Genomic DNA, 21,268 nt, shown 5'->3' on the forward strand with positions numbered 1-21,268 from the left:
TAAGCTTATACGTTGAAACGGAAATGGATAACGTCGCCATCTTTTACTAAATACTCTTTCCCTTCTAAGCGGACACGGCCCCGGTCCCGGGCTACAGCCATAGAACCCGCATCAACAAGGTCGTCATAGGACACTGTCTCTGCACGGATGAAGCCTCTTTCGAAGTCGGTGTGAATGATACCGGCTGCTTGTGGGGCCGTCATTCCTTCTTTAAATGTCCATGCTCGAACTTCCTGCTCACCAGCTGTGAAGTAGGTAGCTAGACCAAGAAGGTTGTAAGTGGCTTTGATCAGTTGGTCAAGGCCGGATTCTTCAATTCCTAAATCATCAAGGAATTCGTCTTTTTCTTCACTATCAAGCTCAGCAATTTCTGACTCGATTTTTGCACAAACTACAATCACTTCTGCATTCTCTTTTGCAGCAAATTCGCGAATTTTTTTCACTTTATCATTGTCCGCTTCGCCAATTTCATCTTCACTTACGTTCGCCACATAGAGGATGGGCTTTGAAGTTAGTAGATGAAGGCCTTTCACGATTTTCTGTTGGTCGCTGCTGAACTCAACGGCACGGGCAGGTGTTTCTTCCTCCAATGCCTCTTTCAGTTTCTCTAGTACTGCATACTCGGCAACCGCTTCCTTGTCTTTTTGGCGAGCCATTTTAGCGACTCGGTCCATCCGCTTCGAAACAGATTCAAGATCAGCCAAAATCAACTCTAAGTTGATCGTTTCGATATCCGTGATCGGGTCGACCTGTCCGGATACGTGGGTAATGTTTTCATCTTCGAATGCCCGAACGACGTGGCAAATCGCGTCCACTTGACGGATGTGGGATAAAAACTGGTTTCCGAGGCCTTCGCCTTTACTCGCACCTTTGACGATTCCAGCAATATCTGTAAACTCAAAAGCTGTAGGTACAGTTTTCTTTGGGTTCACAAGCTCAGTCAGCTTTTCAAGCCGGCTATCCGGAACTTCCACGATCCCTACGTTCGGATCGATTGTGGCGAACGGATAGTTGGCAGACAAAGCGCCTGCTTGTGTAATTGCGTTAAATAACGTAGATTTCCCTACGTTCGGTAAACCTACGATTCCTGCTGTTAGTGCCATATGAGACTTTCACTCCTTAAGGATTTACATACATGCATGTTAGTCCACTTAATTATAGATTCTGTACTTGAAAATAACAACCTATGCAAAAACAAGAAAGCATCGGCTATTTCTCCTGAAAAACTCTTTTTCCACATTAACAAATTCCATATTTGTTAATAAAGTAGAAAAAAACCATCATTTTATTCCATTTTTCAACAACTAGACCGTATTAATAATCCAGGGTAAACAATCTATGAGAAAGGACCTGGTCCCCCTGACTTTACGTAATCCGAAGTTGTTGTTCAACGTTTCACATGGAATAAAAATAAATCTCCCCTTCCATGTAGAGAAGGGGAGGAAGTTATTCACTGGTTTCAAGTACTTTCTTCATCTTCGTTTCGAATTTTCGACGAGGTACGAGTACACTGTGACCACAGCCTTCGCATTTGATCCGAATATCTGCCCCCATTCGGATAATCTTCCAGCGATTCTCCCCACACGGGTGAGGTTTTTTCATTTGGACAACATCATTCAATTCATACGACTTTCCAGCCATCAGGAACCCTCCTTCTTTAACTTTCTTTCACAACAGATGAATCATTCGCCTCTTCATCACGTGAATACATCACCATACGTGGGAATGGAATTTCAATGCCTTCTGCATCCAGTCTGTTTTTCACTTCTTTACGAATCACGCGGGCAATCGCCCAGTGTTCCATGGGATTCACTTCACAGATAATCCGCATCACAACATCTGAGGCCCCAAGGGTTTGAATGCCAAGCAACTCCGGTATGTTTAACATGGATTCATAACGCTCCGGAAGCTCTCCCAACAACTCCTGAATCACTTTTTCTGCTGCTTCAATGTCTTCCTCATAGGCGATGCTCACATCGACGACGGCAATGCTGTTGTGCATGGAGAAGTTTGTTACTTGAGTCACATTTCCATTCGGAAGGATATGCACCTCGCCTGTCCATGCTTTTACTTTTGTCGTTCTCAATCCCACTTCTTCCACAAATCCTTCCACACCCGAGGTCTGAATATAATCACCGACAGAAAATTGATCTTCAAAGATAATGAAAAAACCTGATATGATATCACGAACAAGGTTCTGTGCGCCGAAACCAATGGCAAGGCCAGCAACACCAGCCCCCGCGAGTAACGCCCCCACTTTAAAATTAAACGTTTCAAGAATCATGATAAAGGCCATAAAATACACGACATAGGTCAATGTATTGAGGACAAGTTTATTGAGTGTCGCTTCCCGCCGTTCAGTAATTCGAAAAGGCCCGCGCCTTTTATTGGCAAAGAATTGGGTAATGACCCGTCTTGCAATCCGAATGATCAGAAAAGAGACCAATAAAATGAGAGCAATCCGTATCGCACCAGCAGCCACTTGGAACCACAACTCTGAGTCTGTCATATATTCCACGAGCTCGTCCCATTTGGTTTTTGCATCATCTACCGCTTTTTCAGCTTCGGTCACCGCTTTCCCTCCCTGTACGACTATGAATATGCCATTCATTTTAACAGGTTTCTAGCGATTTTTGAATTGAGAAAGTATCGGATATAGAAGAAGGGAAACTAACACATAAAGATTCAAGATACCGTAAAGCGGATACAAGTATTCAATTAACGTAGAGAATCCGAATGAAGTGAAGGGCAGCATGACTGCTATGATAGCCATTGCCAATATCCATAATGGTTGACGTACATATTCTCTGAATCTCGTCACTAATCCTAGCGTACCGGAAGCAGCAGTGGTAAAAATAGCAATCCAGAGCATAAGTGACATAAAGATCATCATTTCGTATGGATAATGTTTCAATATCGCAAAAAGGGGGATTTCATACAAAATGATATCTTCAGAGATTTGAATCAAACTGTTGTTATAAAGGTAAGAAACAGCTCCAAGCACTACACCGCTGCCAATGCTGGCAATCCAGATCTCACCCTTATGCCGGACTTGATTCCCAATCGCACCAAGGACAGCAATGAGCGGGAGAATGTTAAGCGCCGTAAAAGGAAAGGCTGACATCCAATTATCCATTTCATGAAAATGGCCAAAAAGAGATAACTCCTGATCACTAATGAATAAAACCAATACGAACAATAATCCGGAAATGAGCAGAGGAAGCACAAAGCTGTTTACAATGACAATTCCTTTAACATCCCATACAAATAATAGAATGAGAGGGATAATAATAGCGAGAATGCCCATTCGGTAGGAGAAATTGAATGCCTGCCACGTTGCCCCGCTTCCAGCCAGCATGATTACGGTCGTTGTGAAAAGGTAAATGATGATCATCCAATCATACACGCCGGTCAGGTGTTTACCGACTACAGCCCTGAGGACAGGTAGATAATGTCCCGTCTGCTTTTTATAACTAATATCAAGAATAGACTTGCAAGAAAGGATAAACATCAAGGAGAAAAGAAGAATCGCCAAGCTGCTCCCATGTCCAAAAAACTGCCATAATTCCCTTCCTGAAGCATAGCCGGCACCAATCATCGTTCCTATGATCAAGAACATCCACTTAAACCCTGCTTTTAACATGGCCGTTCCTCCACATCTATGTATTTGTCACGTATAGAAACACGGACAACCTTATATACTGTTACTACTATGTGTCTGGAGGAGAAGCTATGAATTTCAAGGACAAGTTTTCCAAAGAAGAGAAACGTGTAAACACTGAGGATCCAGCTATGAGCGACCAGCTAAGCACATACTTGCAAGAATGGCTTCCACCTTCCAAGGAGATCGTTATCGCCTGTATCGGTACAGATCGGTCTACAGGAGATTCTTTTGGACCTTTGGTTGGTTCGATGCTACATGATCACCCATTCGAAACGTTCCATATATATGGAACATTGGAAGAGCCCCTTCACGCTTTGAATTTGAAGGAGCGATTAACCACCATCCGGAAAAATCATCCGAATCCTTATATCCTTGCTATAGACGCATGCCTAGGCAAATCCTCCTCTGTCGGCTCTGTCATTCTTGGAAAGGGATCTCTCAGTCCGGGTTCTGCATTAAAAAAAGACCTCCCGCCTGTAGGTCAACTACACATTAGCGGAATGGTCAATGTTAGTGGATTTATGGAACATGTCGTTCTACAAAACACGAGACTTCATATTGTTATGAAAATGGCGGCTAAAGTAGCGGCAGCCATACAACTGACCGAAGCCAAAAGGAAACAGGTGTACATGGAGTCGAATCCGATCCAGACATTCACCACATCTTCCCGAACGTACAAAAAAAGGATTCCCTAATACTAGAACCATTGAGCGGCAGCTAAGACAACGCCGACCATAAGTAAAGAAGGTAATAAATTGGCCACTCTGATCTTTGTCAATTTTAATAGGTTCAATCCGATAGCCACAATCAACAACCCCCCTGTAGCTGTCATTTCAACGATGAATAAGTCCAGCATGGCTTGGGGAATCCAGTTGTTGATCTGAGTAGCCAAGAGGGCGATGGATCCTTCATAGAGAACAACCGGAATAATTGAAAAAATGACCCCGATGCCTAGTGTGGATGTAAGAACGAGGGAAACAAAACCATCAATAATTGCCTTTGTGATCAATACTTCATGATCATTCCTCAATCCACTGTCCAGAGCACCAATGACAGCGAGGGCTCCAATGACAAAAATGAGAGAAGCTGTGATAAACCCCTGAGCGATACTTGAGGTCTGATCAGGCTTGGTAAATTTCCTTTCCACCCACCGACCAATGTATTCCAACTTGTCTTCAAGATGAACCGCCTCGCCAATAATCGCCCCTGAGAGCAGACTAAGCAATACAATGACAATATTTCCTGTTTCAAACGCCATTTGCAGACCAATCAATAGAACCGCAAGACCGACACCGCTCATAACAGTTTCTTTGAAACGTTCCGGAATCTTTGTGAAAAATAACCCTAATAAGGTTCCTATGAATATACATAAACCATTGACAAGCGTTCCTAATAAAACCATCGCACTCTCTCCATTATCTTTTCTTATAAGATTTCATGAATATTCGACAAAAAAGAGATAACCAAGGTGTAAGCCTCCAGCTTTTTATTCTCTCTCGTCAAACAATTTGATAATACGTTCTAAATCTTCATTATTCGTAAACTCTATTTCGATTTTTCCTTTACGCTTTCCTTTGTGAATTTTCACGCCCGTCCCAAGTCGTTCTTTTAAATTTTCTTCGCGTTCTTGTAGAAACAAATCCCTCGACTTTTTTTCCTTGTTTTTCGTCTGCTTATTCGTCCACTTATAAATGATCCGCTCCACTTGACGAACATTTAGGGATTCAGCTTCGATCCTCTGTGATAATTGAATTTGTTGATCCCGTTTTTTCAAACTTAATAAAGCCCGGCCGTGTCCCATCGACAACTTTCCTTCACTAATTTTATGGGTTATTTCATGGGGAAGGGCTAAAAGACGAATCATATTCGCAATATGGGACCGGCTTTTTCCTAATCGTTTAGCCAGTTCATCTTGTGTGACTCCGAGCTCCTTGATCAATTGTTCATAAGACTGGGCTTCTTCAATCGGGGAAAGGTCTTCACGTTGTAGGTTTTCAAGTAGAGCTATTTCCATCATTTGTTCATCCGTCAGTTCTTTCACAAGAGCGGGGATATGGCTGAAACCGGCTTTTTGTGCAGCCCGGAACCTGCGCTCACCGACAACGATTTGATAACCTTTAATACTTTGCCGTACGATTAAAGGCTGCAGGATGCCATGTTCTTTAATGGATTGTTCCAATTCTTCCAAAGCTTCTACTTCAAACTGTTTGCGAGGTTGATAAGGGTTGGGACGACAATTTTTAATCGCTATTTGTTGAATTTCTCCACTTGATGACTTTTGGTTATTGAAAAAAGCTCCTAAAAGCTCCTGACCTTTACTACCTAACCCTCTCTCCATTCACAATCACTTCCTTTGCTAAATCTAAATACACTTCCGCCCCTCGGGATTTTGCATCATACAGAATTGCAGGTCTACCATGGCTTGGGGCTTCGCTCAAACGGACGTTACGAGGGATAATCGATTGATAAACATGATCTCGGAAATACTTTTTCACCTCTTCGATGACTTGAATTCCAAGATTCGTTCGCGCATCCAGCATCGTCATAAGGACACCTTCAATCATTAAATCTCTATTCATATGTTTTTGGACAAGCCTGATTGTATTCAAAAGCTGGCTCAGCCCTTCCAACGCATAATATTCACACTGTACGGGGATCAAAACGGAATCGGAGGCTGTCAGGGAGTTAAGGGTTAAGAGACCGAGAGAGGGGGGACAATCGATAATAATATAATCATACTCACCTTTGATTTCATCGAGGGCCTTTTTCAACTTTACTTCCCGGGAAATAATTGATACCAGTTCTATTTCGGCACCTGCCAGTTGAATAGTTGCCGGGATGGCATCAAGATTCGTGACAAGTGTATTTGTTCTGACCTTTTCCGCTTTCACATCGTTCACAAGAACATTGTATATGCACTGGTCCATGTCCCCTTTTTCTACACCAACCCCGCTTGTCGCATTCCCTTGAGGATCAATATCCACTAAAAGCACCTTGTTGTCCAAATGCGCCAAACATGCACTTAAATTAACTGCGGTAGTCGTTTTTCCAACTCCACCTTTTTGATTCGCAATGGAAATCACTTTCCCCATGATGTCACCTGCCTCCATATCTTTACTATCATTCTACCATTTCATTGAAAGCATTAGGTAAAATGACTTAAAAAAAGCCCCATCTCCACGAAAGTCAAGATGGGTCGTTCAGGCTATGATTTTTTCTTACCCTTCGGGATCTTAATGGTGATTTGGTAATAATCATCATGATCTTCTTCATCCGTCTCCAAATCGATTCCCGTATCTGTCACCATGGTCAAGGATTGACGGATCGTGTTCATGGCAATCCGCATATCCTTATTGACCCCTTTAAGCGTCGGTTTCTTTTTCTTCGGTTGCGGGTCATTTAATTTTGCAATCCGCTCTTCCGTTTGTTTCACGTTCCATTGTTTTTCAATGATTTCTGTTAAGACTTTTTCCTGCTGTTCTGTTTCTTTAAGCGCTATCAGAGCACGGGCATGCCGCTCGGTTATTTTCTTATCCATAACCGCCTGCTGGACAGACTCGGGCAATTTCAGCAGACGTAATTTATTCGCAATGGTGGATTGGCTCTTTCCTAACCTTTGCGCAAGCGCCTCCTGTGTAATCTGATGCAGTTCAAGCAATTTACCATAAGCGACGGCTTCTTCAATAACGGTCAATTCTTCCCTCTGCAAGTTTTCAATCAGAGCGACAGAGGCCGTTTGTGAGTCGTCCATATCACGGATGATCGCGGGAATGGTTTCCCAGCCAAGCGACTGGACGGCACGCCACCTACGTTCACCGGCAATCAATTCATACTCTTCTTCATTTAACCGACGGAGAACGATCGGCTGAATCATCCCATGCGTATGTATCGTCTGGGCGAGTTCGCTAATCTTCTCGTTGTTGAAAATCGCTCGAGGTTGGTAACGGTTAGGCTGCACTCGTTCAACAGGAACTTGTACAACTTCGTCGGGGTTGTAGCCTTCTTCTTCATTGTTGTCATTATCCGAATCCGGTTTGTCCCCTAGCCCGAACAAACGACCAAAAGGATGTAACACGATCAGACACCACCTTTATACGATCGAGCATACGCTTATTTTTTATTGAATTTACTCTATATTTTGAAACATAAAAAGCGCCGCAGGCTACTCAGCTGCTGCGCATACGTATGCCGTTTTTCATTTCTTTATTCATTTTATCACATTTAATCTATGAAAAGTATCTTCTATATGGAAGAATTCATCTTCTTCTTTGTCGAAAATGCGCTTTTTTTCTATGAAGAACCGTGTTTTTACGCTATTCAAAGGAATCTACTTTATGACTTTTCATGACAAATCAAGTCGATAGATTTTCTTTTCTCAGATAATAGGAACCCCTTTTTTATTTGTCCCTTCCATTTCAAAAAGTAAAGAAGGATTTTAAAGACCTTGAGCATAATTTATATAAGGATAACTAATGAGGAGGAAATCTATATGCAAAAAAAATCCGTTTTACTTTTTACTCCAAACACAGGGGGGAGAGCTTCTTAAGCTATCATGCTTGACCTCCTGTCCGCATCGGATTTTATTGTGCAGGAGGAGACCTTTTGAAAAAGCATACATGCGCAACCCATAACATTCGCATTTTATTCTGGGCAGAAATTTTTGGGAATATGCGATTTATCCAGCCCGTGCTAACACTTTTCTATTTTTCCAGGGGCTTGGAAGAAGCCTTGATCATTCTTGTTATGATTTTTTTCAGTACAGGGGTTCTTGTCGGAGAAATCCCGACTGGTGTCATTGCCGATCGATTTGGAGCTAAGCAGGCCTTTCTCCTCGGTTCCACTCTCAGCATCTGCGCCCATGGTTTATTAATCGTTGCCTTTGACTCTTGGGTATTCTTTCTAAGCAGCTTCCTTACAGGGATCGCGGCTACTTTTTTCAGTGGTGCTGATGAAGCCCTGATTTATGAATCGCTAAAGTTAAGTGGAGAAGAAAGTGCCATGGACCGAGCAATGGGGCAGGTTGGGTCAGCACGGTTTATCGTGTCCATTTTTGTTGTAATCGTCGGAGCCATCCTGGCAAATGATTTGTCTGAAGCACAATTTCGCTTCCTTCTCACGCTTAGCCTTTGCTTCATGTTTGTCCAATTCATTTTGATTTTGTTCATTAAAAACCCGCCCAACCAGGGTGGAGTCCGAACACCCATGGGAAAACAGATAAAAGCAGGATATCAGGCTATCCGTAAAAGTCCACAAATCTTTTGGATGTTCATGAATATCACCCTTGTTTTCATTCCAGCCGTTGCGATCTTTGAAAAGTTTGACCAAAAACTGTTAGTGGATGCTGGGCTCCCTGTTTATGGCATTGGATTCATTTATGCGCTGACGTCTTTGATCGGGTTCATCGCAGCGAGGTCCATTGGCTGGATGACCAAAAAGGTGATGCGTATTCAGCTCCTTTTTCTAACCGGAATGCTGGCAGTCATTGCACTGATCGGGGTGGCTTTCTTTCACCATTCATTATCAATCATGCTTCTAGCTATGGTTTCAATCAAGCTTACCAGCGCCATTCGCTATCCCGTCTATTCACAGCTGGCGAATGATCTCATTCCTTCCCATGTTAGAGCAACGACTATTTCCTTGCTTTCTATCTTGGATTCCATCTTCGATTTAATTATTTTTTCAACAATCATGGGCATTGCCCACGCTGGGTTTACGTCTATGTTCCTCGGATGTTCTCTGATAGCTTTCATTGGAACATGGATTCCCATAAATCAAAAGCAGGCTGAACCTAAACAAAGCACGCCCGAAGGTTAATGAGGGCGTGCTTTGTTTCACATGAAACCATTCACTCTTTATTTATGGCTCCATAAACATCGATATCCTTGTATTCTCCTCTGTGGTAGACATCGTGTTTAAGAGTTCCTTCATAACTAAGTCCGGCTTTTTTCATCACTTTCAATGAAGCAGGATTTGTCGAAATTGCTGCAGACCATATTCTATGGAGCCCTAATTGTTCAAATCCGAAATTCACCATCTCAATAGCTGCTTCCGATGCAAAGCCGTTATTCCAATAAGGTTTCCCCACCCAATATGCGAGCTCTCCTTTATTATGGTGATCGTCCATTCTTAAAGTCATTGTCCCAACCAGTTCTCCTGTGTCCTTCATGATCATCGCCAAAGGGAAGACACATTTCTTTTCTATCCACTCCTTATGGGAATCAATCCATTGTTCAGCAACCTCTAATGTATATGGATGAGGAACAAAGGTGGTGGCCGCTACGGATGGATCGCCCGCTAATTCAACAACACGTGCTGCCAGATCCTGTGTATACGGCTTAAGGTACAACCGCTCGGTATGTAATTCCATCCTAAAACCTCCTTACCATGTATCCCTTTATGTTTCTAGCTTCTTATGGGGGAACCCTTTTTTAAGAAAGAATTTCGGTAATAAAAAATCTCATTTGTAGAAAAATAATCACTTATTGTGGGAATTCTGCAGTAAAAAATAGGAAAGAGGTCATCTACCGGAACCCACACACAATGCTGTGACCTCCGTTAGAAAGCTGCTGTAGGAAGCAATCCGGAAACCCCAAGAAAACTGGCATTATTATATGAAACCTATTAATTCGATTCCGCCAAACGTGTCATAATAAGCACGTTCAGCTTCTCCTTCTGATGCATAAATGGCGATATTATCATCCAGTGGACAGAGAGAGGCTATGGTAAAACCATTCGTGAGAAACACAAATACAAATGGGCCTAATATGGAATCGGAACATACATTTATCAAAAGATGAACAAGAAGAAATGAAAGAAGTACTCAGCGGTTATATCGGGCAGTATTCTTTCTCCATGCCTGGAATATTCCACGTAAAACAACACTCAGAGTCACACTCGGAGTGTTTCTTTTTTCATATTACAACATTAGTCACAGCAGAATATTTTTTTTAAGAGGACAAACAATAGTGGAGAAGATAAGGAGGATTTACATGGCTTTTACAACATTTCTTTTCAGTGCATGGCTGATTATCTCCCTATTCATTATCCTGCCAAAACGCCTGAATCTAATAGAAAATTCATTTATTTTTTTAACGATCGGCGTCATCAGTATCAATTGGTCATGGATTATCTATGAGGAGTTAAAATTCGGAAAAATAACTGAAAACCCTGCTGATTATGCTGGCTTTCTAATTTTTCGGAGCATCATTATTCCAACGCTGATAATGTTTCAATTAAATCGTTATGGCTCTTCATCTTTCAACAAAAAGATGACCTTTGTCATAAGCATATCCACCATTGGATTGATTCTATTGACTCTTTTATCGAGGGTATTTGATGTTACCACATATAAACAGTGGCATCTCATTTTTGATGTGCTTTATTATCTCGGTCTACACATTATAGCCCTTGTTGTCTTAATATGTTTAAGAAAAGCCCCATCCAGTGAGGTGAAACAAATATGAATGTGTTATGGGAAAGCTTTGATAAGAATGAAATTTCCGTCCTCATTTTATTACTTATTTCGTACACCCTTTTATTTCTTCTTCCATCCAAATTTAATCGTGATGTTAGCCTATTGTTTTTGTTATTTGGATTTACCATCGGGGTATTCTTCGATTTCACGATCGGCGGGGGGCTGGTTGATTTCTTCACATTGAACGATAGCAATCATTATGAACTTTTTGACTTGCTCTACTACCTTTCGTTTGCTCCTTTCAGCTACTTTTTCATTTACTTTTATGAATCTCTCCATATCAATAAAAGAACGTTCATCTTCTACATAATCGGATGGGCAGCTATCGGGCTTATGATGCAATGGGTATTTACGAAACTAGGGATTGTCGAATTTCAGAAGGGCTTTACGGTTCCGTATTCCTTTGCCGTGTTCCTCATCACTCAGACCATCACATCCCTTTACTATGAGCTGATTCGGTCCCGGTTTGTCATCTTAAAGAAAACGTCTAAATAAATACACCAGGAAAGAGCGGTCGTATTAATAAACCGCTCTTTTTTTAAATCCTAGGAGAAGATTCCATATTCGGTGATCTCCATATCCACTTTCACATCAATATCCAATTCAGGGTAATGCTCTTCCCATTTGGTTAAATCAAAGTCCCTTCTTCTTGTTTTTGCGAAGCTTCCGAGTCCCAATGGATCAATCTCTTTTTCTTTAAACATCTTGATTAACTCATTTGCTTCTTTTTTGAAATAATCGACAAAGGCTTTCTCCATTTCATTGGCTAGTTGAGGATTGGGGGTCACATCCAAGCCAAGCATTTCATTCACTTCTGCTTTGATACTAATATTAATTTCAAACGACGGGTTATCCATGGTGCCTTTCATTTTATAATTTACCTGTGAACCAATGTTATCCATCATAATGGACCCTTCCCTAAACGGGAGATCCTGCATTCCTGCTGAGAAATTCTCTTTCAGCATTTTAAATGTAAACACCTTCGAATCAGGGATCATACTCACCATCTTCCCTTTTTTAAAAAAAGCAATCCCTGATAACTCGACAAATGTTTCTTGCTTCTTAAGCAGTGGTAGAAAGGGATTCATTCCCTGCCCATAATAGGCATATAAAAAGTCATGCAGGCTGGAGGTTGGAAAATTATGATGGTTGTTTGTCTCAATCAACCCTTGGACATTCTTTGATGTCGTTTCCTCCTGCGTATATCCACTTTTAATTAATTCACCGGCTTCCCCTTCGACAACCGCTAAATACATATTACGGCTAAGCCGAGGGTCACGACTAAGGACATCAATAATGCTAGACAAGCCCTTTTCCGCCATTTCTCTACTATATAAGGAAACAGCCAATTTACCTGTTGAAATGGGGCTAGAGGATTGCTTTTTAATTTCTTTCTCCACATCCTTGACCGAATCCGCATCAACGGTTAAATAGAGTTCAGTTGCCGATGCTTTATCTTCGCTCTTCCCATATTGCGGAATGGAGACCGTCCCTCGAATCCGCTCGTCCTCCCCTAAATCATACCCCGCAATCTGGATAATGGCCACTTCTTCGACACTCTGGTTAGGCATACATCCAGATAAAAGGACCAATGAAATCATGAATATGAATAGGCATTTATTTCTCATGGCGCTTCCTCACTTTATCAGAGATGATCTTAAGAGCTAACAGGACAGGAATATACAGTATAATATAAAACCCTGCTTGGCCTGAGAAAGTGTTTATAGCATCAATCACAGGTCTTCCTTCAATGAACCCAAGAGGAATGTAAAAGCCAATGCAAAAAATGATCACTAAGTATTTTTGTTTGATATTAAACACCCGTTTTGGTATCCGGGTGGCCCCCCAGAGTCCAAGGCAAATGTTTGGCAGTACGACATATAACCACATGGCAATGCCTACAAATTCAAATCGCTCAATGAACGGAAATTCGACAATTTTCCATGCAGAGATCGTCCCCCAGACCACTTGCTTCAGTTGTTCTTCACTATAGTAGACGAATGTAACCAGAAGGCTAATTAAATAAATCATCGTTGTGTAAAAGACGGCAAAATGAGCCCACTTCTTCGATTTCTTCGGATTTTTAATAAACGGATAATAAATCAACAGAAATTCCAAACCGAGAAAACTAAGGACGCTTTGTTTGGATGCACTTAAAATTTCTGTAATGTCATGACTGAGGACAGGATAAATGGTCATTGTATGACCAGCCTGAACGGGAAAGAATTTCAACAGTAAGATCGGCAGCCCAATAAGAACACTGATTAAACATACCCCTGTAATAACACGAAAGCCACCGGAGACTAAGTAATAGACAAGAAGTAACAGAACGAACCCGAATATCCAGGATTGGAGACCGGGAAACACCCACACCTTAATGACTTCAATAAAAGTAATAAGTACAGTGAATGCTAGCAGAGTGAAATACGCACAAAACAAGAGGCTGAGGAACCCCCCGATATATTTACCAAAAACCAGTTTATGGATGTGGACAATATCGCCTCCTCCTTTTTGGAGGAGGCGGTAGATCATCCATAAAACGACATGTAATATTCCCCCTGCAATTAATATAGAGACCCATGCATCAAACCCGGCTTTTTCAACTAAATACTTTTCAAAGCCGAGAATTCCGACACCTACTTGCATGCTGTTAACTAAAAAAAAGACATAGGCAGGAGTCACTAAATATTTTTCGGGGATTTGAAGTCCCTGGCTGTTGTTTATCTTATTCATCGATATCCCTCTTTGCATTTACACGTGATGAATTCATTCGCTGAGGATCTCCTGTTCTCATTAACACAGGGCGCTCCGTTTGTTTGTTAAAAGGCAGTCGAATAAAGGAGTCCTTCAAATCCTTAAGCCTAAGCGGATATAAAGGTTCAAAAAATGGACGGCCGATCGATTGCAATTTAATCAAGTGACCAATATAGAAGACCATACACATGGATATCCCTATCAGCCCCCAGAGCTGGGCCCCGATGATAAATGGAAAGCGGATAAGGCGAATGGTGTTACCGATTTGATAGACAGGTGTGGTAAAGGAAGCGAGGGCACTGAGAGCGACAATGATTAATAAAACATTACTCGTCAATCCAGCATCCACAGCTGCCGTTCCGATAACAATACCCCCTACGATACCGATCGTTTGACCGATTTTCGTCGGAAGCCTTGCTCCTGCTTCTCGCAGTAACTCAATCGTCAATTCCAACACAATCACTTCTAAAATCGGCGGAAAGGGGATGTCCGAACGGGAAGAGACAATGGTCGCCATCAATTCCGCCGGGATCATTTCATGATGATAGGTAAGCACAGCCACATAAAGCGGTGTACTAAGTACAGAGAAAATGACGGCAAACAGACGGATTAAACGGAAAGCTGTCGCCAGGTGCCATGGCAGAAAGTAATCATCCGAAGCTCCAAAAAATTCTACAACTGTCGTTGGACACGTTAAGGCATGTGGTGAGCCGTCAACCAAGATCGCAACTTTCCCCTCAATCAGGTTGGAGGTTACTCTGTCTGGGCGTTCAGTATCTAGAAGTTGAGGAAAGGGAGAGTTTGAGTTATCCGCAATCACCTGGGTTATGAAAGAACTGTCTGTCACTTGATCTATTTCGATATCTTCCAGTCTTTGTGTCACGGTATCGACATTATCTTGATTGGCGATGCCGTCAATATATACTATAGCAACGCGTGTTTTGGTCACCTTCCCTATATTCATTTCTTTTATATTCAACTGGGGCAGTGGCAGGCGTTTCCGTATAAGGTTAATGTTCGTATTGAGGGTCTCCACAAAGGCTTCTTTAGGACCGACCACACTGAATTCCACTTCTGGAACGCTTACCTCTCGTGCTTCCAAAGAAACAGCAGGAATCAAAAGCACTTCTTCCTTTGCGTCTCTTACTTGAAGCATAATGTAGCCGACCATCACCTTTTCCTTGATGACATCAAGATCTTTCGTAATTTGAATGTCTTCCACTGGAATTTTTTCCTGCATGTCATGAAGCGTGTGTAAATGGTTATCATTTAAGGTAGTTAACACACTACGATTTAAAATTTTTGAATCACACATCGTTTTTATATAGGAAATCGTACATTTTGTACGGCCGCTCAAAGTGTAAGTAACAAAATCCTCTGAATTACTCATCACTTGAATAAATTTAGGAATAGTATCACTTTGCTTTGTTGACTGTTGGTTGGATGGCTGTTGCTTTGACGACTTTTGTTTTCCTTTGCGCTTCCATTTCCACATGACGAGCTCCTTATTTCGTAATCTGACTTCTTTCTCCTATCATCCACTTTCTGTAATAATTTATACCTTTAGGGAAAGTATAAAAAGACAAGGGGGGACGAACCCATGATCTATGCCTATCTTTCTCCACTTTTACTTATTGCCTTAGTATTTGTGTCAACTATTTTCGTCATCGACTGGTTAGCCAAAATGCTGATTTATATTTTCCTTGTAAACATGATCCTCTTGCCGATCTACCTTTTATATAAAGAAGAAGTGAACGAAACGAAATTAGCACCGCCACCATCATCACAGGAGGGAAACGAGTATGTCCCAAAGAATACTGACAGCTAATGAAATTGGTCTATTATGGACCCAATATATCCAAAACAGCATGGCCATCCCGCTGCTTGAATATTTCAAAGTCACCAGTGAGGATGAGGAAATTCAATCTTTGATCGCTTTGGCAAGGGAAATTGCCGATTATGGCGTTCAAGAGTGTGGAGGATTTTTAGAGGGAGCCGGCCACCCTATTCCGAATGGTTACAGCATGGATGACTTGAACCCGAATGCAAAAAAGTTGTTTACCGATGCATTTATACTTACTTTCCTTGGACACATGGCGAAAGCGGGGCTCACCTCTGAAGCATATTCGCTCGGCGCATCTGCAAGAGAAGATGTCCGACAGTTTTTTTCAATAAGAATTCAAAAACAGGAGGCCCTCTATAATCATTGTGTCCATATAGGATTTGAAAAGAACATATACACGATGTCGCCTCAAATTGCAGTTGAGGATGAAATCGAATATGTAGAGTCCAAAAAGTACTACCATCCCTTCAGCAAACGCTCGCTGAACGCGGTAGAAATCACCCACATATTTGAAAATATTAAGAACAACACGGTAGGAGAAATGATTTGTCAGGGCTTTGCGCAGACAACCAAAAATAAAACTATCAAAGAATTTATGAGTCAAGGGAAGAAAATGTCCGGAAAGCACCGAAAAGTCTTTGCCAATTTTCTGGAGCAATCCGGTATCATTCCCCCTATGAATTCTTCAAATATGTTAACAACAAATACAGACCCTGTCTTTTCCGATCGATTAATGATGTATGTCATCAGTGTGCTGGCATCTTCTGGACAAGGAAACTATACGACCGGGGCATCGGTGAGCCTGCGTTATGATCTTATTTTCACTTATCATAAGTTAACCCTTGATGCTGCCGTCTACTCCAAAGATGGTCTGGACATTATGATCCATAACGGTTGGTTTGAAGAGCCTCCCCAAGCTCCAGATAGGCATAAACTCATCCAATAATCTTTAGCGGAAGAGGAATCGATATGAAAGAGAAACGATTGGAAATTTTATTATGGAGCATTGCTTTTCCTGGGTTCGGGCAAATTTTAAATGGACAGGTAATCAAAGGGCTCGCTTTTATTATCTTAGAGATCATTCTCAACGTGAACAGTTCATTTAATATGGCTATTATCCACAGTTTTCATGGAAACATTACAAAAGCCATTGAAGTGACAGATTATCAATGGCTGATGTTCTATCCATGTGTGTATATGTTTGCCGTGTGGGATGCCTACCGTAAAGCAGATGGGGAATGTGAGTCTTACACTTTCGTCCCTTTTGCTTTTTGTGCCTACTTTGTCACGGTCGGTCTTATTTATTCTCCTGTATTTAAAGTAGCAGGAACTCTCATCGGCCCTGTATGGCTTCCGATCCTGTCTTTAATTCCGGGAACTGTGATTGGACTTCTTATTAGAAGACTATTTATGCGTCTTTCAAAGAACCCCTCTTAGAACATCCCTATGACGGGCTCTTTGTCATCCTTTTTTAGATTTTCACAATATGGTGATAGGCCATCAAACCACTCCTTGTTGCTGGGCAGCACAGCCATTATAAATAGGAAACCACAATTAAGAGGATAATTTGCACGGGAGGAGAGCCACCAACTAGGAGGAGAAATCGAGAGGACCTTTTCCATTGCAGGCGGATGAAACGCGGGAACCGAAATTGACCTACGATACGAAATACTATTTTTATCTGACCTGTAGATAGTGCGAAAGAGCAGCGTAAACCTACACGATGGAAGGCCCGAATTGTAAATCACCCCTCTTAAAATTACGTGTCGGCCTAGACACTATTATGTAAAAACCCGACTCACACCATAGGGAGTCGGGACTTCTTTTATCTTCCTAACCACCCGCCATCAACAGCTAATTGATGGCCATGGACATAGTTGGATGCATCTGAAGCAAGAAAAACAGCGGCCCCGACAAAGTCTTCAGGTTTACCCCAATCCCCTGCCGGAATTCGATCAAGGATTTGTTTATTTCTTTCTTCGTCATTTATCAACGCCGTATTCATATCTGTTGCCACATAGCCAGGCACCACGCTATTAACGTTAACCCCCTCTTTTGCCCACTCATTGGATAACGCCTTCGTCAACTGAGATACGCCTCCTTTAGAAGCGGCGTAGGCGGGAACGCGTATTCCTCCCTGATAGGACAACAGAGAAGCAAAATTAATGATTTTCCCTTGCTTATTCGAAACCATTTGACGCCCCGCCTGCTGACAAAGCGTCCATGTCGTCTTCAAATTGATATTTAGAACGTCATCCCAATCCTCTTCAGAAAACTCTACAGCATCGGATCGTCTCTGAATCCCCGCTGCGTTCACTAATATATCAATATGGCCAAACGCTTCTACCACAGAAGGAATAGCCTCTTTCACTTGTGTGGCCTCATTTAAATTACATGGAATAATGTGACAAACCCTTCCCTTGGTTTCTATTTCTTCCTTCACATCAACTTGAGATAGATTCCTCTGTAATAAGGCAATGTCTGCGCCGGCTTCGGCTAATCCGATGGCGACAGCACGGCCGATTCCCCTCGTCCCTCCGGTTACTGCAGCTACTTTTCCATCTAATCGAAATAAATGTTGTGTCATGTATACAATCCCCTTTCTCCTTCTCTTAACCTTAATATAAAAGCGTTTTCACACTCATTAATATACATTCTATACAGAATCAGAAAATTCCTTTCAATGTAAATATAAAATTAATGAAAATAATTTTCTCAGCCATTAAAAAAATCCTCGTGCAGGCTATCATTTTGTAAAGGTCTGATTTCTGAATAAAAAAAGACCCCAGATTTCCCATCCCTCCTTATGTTTATAAGGGTCCTTTAAGTTACTAATTTAAATGAATGAGGGGAGATGTAATACAGTATTAAAAAACCTCTCCACTTAAAGTAGAGAGGTTAACAACTTTACTGTATAGGGTACTTGTTCGGAGTCCCCGCTTTTCTTGGATATTTTTTTGGTGTTTGGCGCCTTTTTTCTATAATAGCAATGTTGCGTTCACTGCCTTCTTCCGGCAACTCGAATGTACGAACGTCCAGCACTTCGCCACCAACGGTTTGGATTGCATGATTAGCATCCGCCATCTCATCATTTAGGTTTGGACCTTTCATAGCCATGAAATGCCCACCTTTCGCCACAAGTGGCAGGCAAAGCTCACTCAGTACGGACATCCGAGCTACAGCACGGGCCATAACGAGGTCATAATTCTCACGAAAATTCGCGTTTTGACCAAAACTTTCGGCACGATCATGATAAAAAGCGACATCGTCAAGTTCTAATTCATGGGCTAAGTGGTTCAAAAAGGTGATCCGTTTCTTCAAAGAATCGACAATCGTTACTTTTAAATGTGGAAAAGCAATCTTCAGGGGAAGACTGGGGAAACCAGCCCCTGCACCAACATCGCAAATACGAAGTGGTTGGTTAAAATCGTAGTAGAAAGCTGCTGTCAATGAATCAAAAAAATGTTTCAAATAGACGCCTTCCTTGTCGGTAATTGCAGTGAGATTCATTTTCTCATTCCACTCTACGAGGATTTCAAAATAACGCTGGAACTGCTTCTGTTGTTTATCATCCAGTTCAATCCCATGTCCTTGTAAAGCTTTCAGAAAGGTATTGATATCCATAAGTCCATCCTCTCGAATTATTCACCGGAAACACGCGCAATTTTCCCTTGCTCGATATAGACAAGCAAAATAGAAACATCCGCCGGGTTGACCCCAGATACACGGGAAGCTTGGCCGACAGACAGTGGACGGACGGCTTTCAGGCGGTCACGTGCTTCTGTGGCCAGCCCATGAATCGCATCATAATCGATGTTCTCCGGAATTTTCTTTGTCTCCATTTTCTTCATGCGATCAATTTGTTCGAGGGCTTTTTTAATATAGCCGCTGTATTTCACTTGAATTTCCACTTGCTCTTTCACTTCTGCTGGTAGAGAAACGTCACTAGGTGTCAGACGTTCAATATAGCTGTAGTTCATCTCCGGACGCTTCAGCAGGTCTGTTGCACGGACAGCATCCTTCAATTTAGAGCCACCCGCTTCCTCAATGACGCCTTGAACTTCATCCGTCTCTTTTAGAATCACTTTATCGAGACGCTTTTTCTCTTCTTCGATCAAACGTTTTTTCTCTTGGAAGCGCTCGTAGCGGTCTTCTGGAATTAAACCAAGCTGATAGCCGATTTCTGTCAGGCGTAAGTCGGCATTATCATGGCGAAGCATCAAGCGGAATTCCGCCCGGGACGTCAGCAGACGATAAGGTTCGCCTGTTCCCTTCGTCACAAGGTCATCAATCATGACCCCGATATAGCCCTGGGAGCGGTCAAGAATCAACGGTTCTAAATCCAACGCTTTGGCAGCGGCATTAATCCCTGCCATCAAGCCTTGGCCAGCCGCTTCTTCATAACCGGAAGTTCCATTCAATTGACCGGCTGTAAATAAGCCTTCAATCTTTTTCGTCTCTAATGTCGGCCATAATTGTGTCGGAACAACAGAATCATATTCAATGGCATATCCGGCGCGCATGATTTCCGCTTTTTCAAGACCAGGGACCGTACGCATCATTTCATTCTGAACGTATTCCGGCAGCGAAGTCGATAATCCCTGGACATACACTTCCTCTGTATCCCTGCCTTCTGGTTCAAGGAAAATCTGATGACGTGGCTTGTCATTAAAGCGCACGATTTTATCTTCAATCGAAGGACAGTAACGAGGACCTGTTCCTTTGATGGCACCAGAATACATAGCGGAAAGCCCTAAGTTATCATTGATAATTTTATGGGTATCTTCATTTGTATACGTTAACCAGCACGGAATTTGATCTGTAATAAATTCCGTCGTTTCATAAGAAAAGGAACGCGGTTCTTCTTCTCCAGGCTGGATTTCCGTCTTGGAATAATCAATGGTATGGCTGTTAACACGCATCGGAGTCCCTGTTTTAAAACGGACCATCTCAATGCCCATTTCTTCCAATTGTTCAGATAGAGATACCGTAGAGCGCTGGTTATTTGGACCACTTTCGTATGACAAGTCTCCAATAATAACGCGGCCACGCATAAACGTTCCTGTTGTCACAATTACCGTTGGGGCATAATAAGCGGCCTTTGTTTCTGTCACTACCCCTTTTACTTTTCCATCTTCCACCAGTACCTTTTCAACCATTGCCTGACGAAGGGTCAAGTTTTCCTGGTTTTCAAGCACCCGTTTCATTTCTTTAATATAAAGCGGTTTATCTGCCTGGGCACGAAGGGCCCTGACAGCGGGGCCTTTTCTAGTATTCAAAAGACGCATCTGGATATGGGTCTTATCAATGACTCGTCCCATGGCACCACCTAATGCATCCACTTCACGGACAACGATCCCTTTTGCGGGACCACCAATGGACGGGTTACACGGCATAAAGGCAACAAGGTCAAGATTTAATGTCAGCATCAACGTCTTCGCTCCGCGTCTTGCAGCAGCAAGTCCTGCTTCTACCCCCGCATGACCAGCACCAATAACAATTACATCATAATGCCCTGCATCATATGTCATTC

General features: G+C 42.2%; 22 protein-coding genes. 7 read left to right on the forward strand and 15 right to left on the reverse strand.

The genetic code is table 11. The annotated features are described in order from the left end of the window. Positions 1-5: 5 nt before the first annotated feature. The 4 genes from ychF to BLW54_RS04665 all read right to left on the reverse strand — a co-directional run bounded on the left by ychF (position 6) and on the right by BLW54_RS04665 (position 3,643). Positions 6-1,103, reverse strand: coding sequence for a redox-regulated ATPase YchF (ychF, locus tag BLW54_RS04650; protein ID WP_035507320.1), 1,098 nt, complete (start codon positions 1,101-1,103; stop codon positions 6-8). Positions 1,104-1,446: 343 nt separating this feature from the next. Next, positions 1,447-1,641: a DUF951 domain-containing protein gene (locus BLW54_RS04655; protein WP_035507321.1), complete on the reverse strand. Its 195-nt coding sequence runs from the start codon at positions 1,639-1,641 to the stop codon at positions 1,447-1,449. 16 nt (positions 1,642-1,657) lie between these two features. Next, a complete protein-coding gene (locus BLW54_RS04660) occupies positions 1,658-2,572 on the reverse strand; it encodes a mechanosensitive ion channel family protein (protein ID WP_392387178.1) in 915 nt (304 codons plus the stop codon). Positions 2,573-2,623: 51 nt separating this feature from the next. After that, positions 2,624-3,643, reverse strand: a complete 1,020-nt coding sequence (locus BLW54_RS04665) for a YkvI family membrane protein (RefSeq protein WP_035507323.1) — start codon at positions 3,641-3,643, stop codon at positions 2,624-2,626. Positions 3,644-3,732: 89 nt separating this feature from the next. On the opposite strand from BLW54_RS04665, the gene yyaC reads away from it, so the two are divergent. Beyond that, positions 3,733-4,359, forward strand: a complete 627-nt coding sequence (yyaC, locus tag BLW54_RS04670) for a spore protease YyaC (protein WP_035507324.1) — start codon at positions 3,733-3,735, stop codon at positions 4,357-4,359. Positions 4,360-4,361: 2 nt separating this feature from the next. On the opposite strand, the gene BLW54_RS04675 is transcribed toward yyaC, so the two are convergent. The 4 genes from BLW54_RS04675 to noc all read right to left on the reverse strand — a co-directional run bounded on the left by BLW54_RS04675 (position 4,362) and on the right by noc (position 7,739). Then, on the reverse strand, positions 4,362-5,066 hold the full coding sequence (locus BLW54_RS04675) for a DUF554 domain-containing protein (protein ID WP_035507326.1): 705 nt from the start codon (positions 5,064-5,066) through the stop codon (positions 4,362-4,364). Positions 5,067-5,150: 84 nt separating this feature from the next. After that, positions 5,151-6,002 carry a ParB/RepB/Spo0J family partition protein gene (locus tag BLW54_RS04680; RefSeq protein WP_035507328.1) on the reverse strand — a complete coding sequence of 284 codons (852 nt, stop codon included), beginning with the start codon at positions 6,000-6,002 and terminating at the stop codon, positions 5,151-5,153. Further along, positions 5,983-6,756 carry a ParA family protein gene (locus BLW54_RS04685; protein WP_035507330.1) on the reverse strand — a complete coding sequence of 258 codons (774 nt, stop codon included), beginning with the start codon at positions 6,754-6,756 and terminating at the stop codon, positions 5,983-5,985. The genes BLW54_RS04680 and BLW54_RS04685 overlap by 20 nt, the downstream gene beginning before the upstream one ends. Before the next feature lie 113 nt (positions 6,757-6,869). Beyond that, positions 6,870-7,739 (reverse strand): nucleoid occlusion protein, encoded by an 870-nt coding sequence (gene noc / locus BLW54_RS04690; protein ID WP_035507331.1) that lies wholly within the window; start codon positions 7,737-7,739, stop codon positions 6,870-6,872. Between the two features lie 527 nt (positions 7,740-8,266). Here noc and BLW54_RS04695 point away from each other — a divergent pair. Beyond that, on the forward strand, positions 8,267-9,478 hold the full coding sequence (locus tag BLW54_RS04695) for an MFS transporter (RefSeq protein ID WP_035507333.1): 1,212 nt from the start codon (positions 8,267-8,269) through the stop codon (positions 9,476-9,478). 31 nt (positions 9,479-9,509) lie between these two features. On the opposite strand, the gene BLW54_RS04700 is transcribed toward BLW54_RS04695, so the two are convergent. Continuing rightward, positions 9,510-10,031 (reverse strand): GNAT family N-acetyltransferase, encoded by a 522-nt coding sequence (locus tag BLW54_RS04700; RefSeq protein WP_035507334.1) that lies wholly within the window; start codon positions 10,029-10,031, stop codon positions 9,510-9,512. 622 nt (positions 10,032-10,653) lie between these two features. On the opposite strand from BLW54_RS04700, the gene BLW54_RS04710 reads away from it, so the two are divergent. Together BLW54_RS04710 and BLW54_RS04715 are read left to right on the forward strand one after the other, a co-directional pair. Beyond that, complete coding sequence (locus tag BLW54_RS04710; RefSeq protein ID WP_051744062.1) at positions 10,654-11,127, forward strand: hypothetical protein; 474 nt, start codon at positions 10,654-10,656, stop codon at positions 11,125-11,127. Next, entirely contained in the window at positions 11,124-11,633 is a 510-nt protein-coding gene (locus BLW54_RS04715; protein ID WP_035507336.1) for a hypothetical protein, read from the forward strand. The genes BLW54_RS04710 and BLW54_RS04715 overlap by 4 nt, the downstream gene beginning before the upstream one ends. A 50-nt stretch (positions 11,634-11,683) precedes the next feature. Here the strand turns inward: BLW54_RS04715 and BLW54_RS04720 are convergent, their stop codons facing one another. Genes BLW54_RS04720 through BLW54_RS04730 form a run of 3 tightly spaced genes read right to left on the reverse strand, consistent with a single transcriptional unit; the run spans position 11,684 to position 15,387 of the window. Beyond that, positions 11,684-12,766, reverse strand: a complete 1,083-nt coding sequence (locus BLW54_RS04720) for a Ger(x)C family spore germination protein (RefSeq protein WP_035507338.1) — start codon at positions 12,764-12,766, stop codon at positions 11,684-11,686. After that, positions 12,756-13,871 (reverse strand): GerAB/ArcD/ProY family transporter, encoded by a 1,116-nt coding sequence (locus tag BLW54_RS04725; RefSeq protein WP_035507339.1) that lies wholly within the window; start codon positions 13,869-13,871, stop codon positions 12,756-12,758. Before BLW54_RS04725 ends, BLW54_RS04720 begins: the two co-directional genes overlap by 11 nt. Further along, positions 13,864-15,387: a spore germination protein gene (locus tag BLW54_RS04730; RefSeq protein WP_074733339.1), complete on the reverse strand. Its 1,524-nt coding sequence runs from the start codon at positions 15,385-15,387 to the stop codon at positions 13,864-13,866. The genes BLW54_RS04725 and BLW54_RS04730 overlap by 8 nt, the downstream gene beginning before the upstream one ends. A 105-nt stretch (positions 15,388-15,492) precedes the next feature. Here BLW54_RS04730 and BLW54_RS04735 point away from each other — a divergent pair, with 105 nt between their 5' ends. The 3 genes from BLW54_RS04735 to BLW54_RS04745 are packed head-to-tail and all read left to right on the forward strand — an operon-like array spanning position 15,493 to position 17,172. Further along, entirely contained in the window at positions 15,493-15,720 is a 228-nt protein-coding gene (locus tag BLW54_RS04735) for a hypothetical protein (RefSeq protein WP_035507343.1), read from the forward strand. Then, positions 15,695-16,681, forward strand: coding sequence for a DUF3231 family protein (locus BLW54_RS04740; RefSeq protein ID WP_035507345.1), 987 nt, complete (start codon positions 15,695-15,697; stop codon positions 16,679-16,681). The genes BLW54_RS04735 and BLW54_RS04740 overlap by 26 nt, the downstream gene beginning before the upstream one ends. Before the next feature lie 23 nt (positions 16,682-16,704). Then, positions 16,705-17,172 (forward strand): membrane protein, encoded by a 468-nt coding sequence (locus tag BLW54_RS04745; RefSeq protein ID WP_035507346.1) that lies wholly within the window; start codon positions 16,705-16,707, stop codon positions 17,170-17,172. 388 nt (positions 17,173-17,560) lie between these two features. Here the strand turns inward: BLW54_RS04745 and BLW54_RS04750 are convergent, their stop codons facing one another. The 3 genes from BLW54_RS04750 to mnmG form a co-directional block, all read right to left on the reverse strand. Beyond that, complete coding sequence (locus tag BLW54_RS04750) at positions 17,561-18,322, reverse strand: SDR family oxidoreductase (protein ID WP_035507348.1); 762 nt, start codon at positions 18,320-18,322, stop codon at positions 17,561-17,563. Between the two features lie 320 nt (positions 18,323-18,642). Further along, positions 18,643-19,359 (reverse strand): 16S rRNA (guanine(527)-N(7))-methyltransferase RsmG, encoded by a 717-nt coding sequence (gene rsmG / locus BLW54_RS04755; RefSeq protein WP_035507350.1) that lies wholly within the window; start codon positions 19,357-19,359, stop codon positions 18,643-18,645. A 17-nt stretch (positions 19,360-19,376) separates the two neighbouring features. Next, positions 19,377-21,266, reverse strand: coding sequence for a tRNA uridine-5-carboxymethylaminomethyl(34) synthesis enzyme MnmG (gene mnmG / locus BLW54_RS04760; protein ID WP_035507351.1), 1,890 nt, complete (start codon positions 21,264-21,266; stop codon positions 19,377-19,379). Between the last annotated feature and the right edge of the window lie 2 nt (positions 21,267-21,268).

The sequence above is a fragment of the Halobacillus karajensis genome, from assembly GCF_900108515.1.
Taxonomy (GTDB): Bacteria; Bacillota; Bacilli; order Bacillales; family Halobacillaceae; genus Halobacillus; species Halobacillus karajensis.

Bases quoted from the DNA above. Each gene is read 5' to 3' on its own strand.
- mnmG (WP_035507351.1), bottom strand. From the start codon at position 21,266: ATGACATATGATGCAGGGCATTATGATGTAATTGTTATTGGTGCTGGT.
- BLW54_RS04680 (WP_035507328.1), bottom strand. From the start codon at position 6,002: ATGGAGAGAGGGTTAGGTAGTAAAGGTCAGGAGCTTTTAGGAGCTTTT.
- yyaC (WP_035507324.1), top strand. From the start codon at position 3,733: ATGAATTTCAAGGACAAGTTTTCCAAAGAAGAGAAACGTGTAAACACT.
- BLW54_RS04700 (WP_035507334.1), bottom strand. From the start codon at position 10,031: ATGGAATTACATACCGAGCGGTTGTACCTTAAGCCGTATACACAGGAT.
- BLW54_RS04655 (WP_035507321.1), bottom strand. From the start codon at position 1,641: ATGGCTGGAAAGTCGTATGAATTGAATGATGTTGTCCAAATGAAAAAA.
- BLW54_RS04720 (WP_035507338.1), bottom strand. From the start codon at position 12,766: ATGAGAAATAAATGCCTATTCATATTCATGATTTCATTGGTCCTTTTA.
- BLW54_RS04725 (WP_035507339.1), bottom strand. From the start codon at position 13,871: ATGAATAAGATAAACAACAGCCAGGGACTTCAAATCCCCGAAAAATAT.
- rsmG (WP_035507350.1), bottom strand. From the start codon at position 19,359: ATGGATATCAATACCTTTCTGAAAGCTTTACAAGGACATGGGATTGAA.
- BLW54_RS04740 (WP_035507345.1), top strand. From the start codon at position 15,695: ATGTCCCAAAGAATACTGACAGCTAATGAAATTGGTCTATTATGGACC.
- BLW54_RS04710 (WP_051744062.1), top strand. From the start codon at position 10,654: ATGGCTTTTACAACATTTCTTTTCAGTGCATGGCTGATTATCTCCCTA.
- BLW54_RS04750 (WP_035507348.1), bottom strand. From the start codon at position 18,322: ATGACACAACATTTATTTCGATTAGATGGAAAAGTAGCTGCAGTAACC.
- BLW54_RS04685 (WP_035507330.1), bottom strand. From the start codon at position 6,756: ATGGGGAAAGTGATTTCCATTGCGAATCAAAAAGGTGGAGTTGGAAAA.
- BLW54_RS04715 (WP_035507336.1), top strand. From the start codon at position 11,124: ATGAATGTGTTATGGGAAAGCTTTGATAAGAATGAAATTTCCGTCCTC.
- BLW54_RS04665 (WP_035507323.1), bottom strand. From the start codon at position 3,643: ATGTTAAAAGCAGGGTTTAAGTGGATGTTCTTGATCATAGGAACGATG.
- BLW54_RS04675 (WP_035507326.1), bottom strand. From the start codon at position 5,066: ATGGTTTTATTAGGAACGCTTGTCAATGGTTTATGTATATTCATAGGA.
- BLW54_RS04735 (WP_035507343.1), top strand. From the start codon at position 15,493: ATGATCTATGCCTATCTTTCTCCACTTTTACTTATTGCCTTAGTATTT.
- BLW54_RS04745 (WP_035507346.1), top strand. From the start codon at position 16,705: ATGAAAGAGAAACGATTGGAAATTTTATTATGGAGCATTGCTTTTCCT.
- ychF (WP_035507320.1), bottom strand. From the start codon at position 1,103: ATGGCACTAACAGCAGGAATCGTAGGTTTACCGAACGTAGGGAAATCT.
- BLW54_RS04730 (WP_074733339.1), bottom strand. From the start codon at position 15,387: ATGTGGAAATGGAAGCGCAAAGGAAAACAAAAGTCGTCAAAGCAACAG.